The sequence below is a fragment of the Enterobacter cloacae complex sp. P12RS genome (genome assembly GCF_014895875.1).
GTDB classification, from domain to species: Bacteria; Pseudomonadota; Gammaproteobacteria; order Enterobacterales; family Enterobacteriaceae; genus Enterobacter; species Enterobacter bugandensis.
This window is the reverse complement of the sequence record NZ_JADBQO010000106.1, coordinates 1-931: the sequence shown is the minus strand read 5'-3', so window position 1 is coordinate 931 and position 931 is coordinate 1. Positions and strand designations below refer to the sequence as shown.

Here is a 931-nt window from a genome sequence, read left to right as displayed (position 1 = left end):
AATCTGATCGCGAGTTTTTTTCTTATATTCACCCGCGTTGATAATCATTACACGTGGCTGAAGCGGCATGACATGCGGAGAAAAAATAAAATCTTTATTGCTACCATTAATCATATGCACAAGCAAATAACTTAAATACTGAGTGCTATTTATTGCTTCCGCGGCACCGTGTGTTGCGATACTTTGTTTTTTTGCTTCATAAAACGATTTGTTTAATGATTTTCTAAAAAAAATTGAGACAGGTGCTTGTCTGATAATGGATGCATTACCTGCAGTTTCTGGCGCAGTATTACCGCTCCACCCGGGACCAACAGTTAAATATTGCTCTAAAGCAAATCGAGTTGTATTACCTATATCAAAACAGATGCCATTTGAACTGTTATAACCATGCTGATACCAGTCCAGAAGCTTATTCCTGAAGCATATAGTATCAGCATCACCTTTCTCAAGAAGCGTTTCCGCAAGACATAATGCCATGGATGTATCATCCGTCCATTCACCTGCGCGGAGTCGAAATGGCCCACCACCTATCATATCTTTGACATGTGCTTTGTCACGAGGTAAAAATTCAAGCGTTGTACCTACGGCATCTCCAACAGCAAGACCAATAAGCGCACCGACAGCACGATCCCGTGATTCCGCGAGTGAGATGTTACATTGTGGTGTTAAGTCCCATTGTTTTTGTACATCGCAATCAAAAGATGATTCTAATAGTTTATCATTATATTTATACTGCATCTTCTGCTGGACTGAAAGACTGCTAACAGGTAAGTACTTACGATATATATCTACATATTTTAACAATACATTCAAATTAGCATGTAAGTCTATCACCATTCACCCATAATAAAATATTTTTAATATCAACCCCTAGAATTCATCAGGATATTTCATTTTAAGATTATGTTGTTTCATTCTGTAATTGTCATCA

General features: G+C 37.7%; 1 protein-coding gene. It reads right to left on the bottom strand.

Going from position 1 to position 931, the window contains the following annotated elements:
- The coding region (locus tag IM284_RS23125; protein ID WP_193055975.1) for an ADP-ribosylglycohydrolase family protein at positions 1-837 on the bottom strand (837 nt) is incomplete at its 3' end.
- Positions 838-931 lie beyond the last annotated feature (94 nt).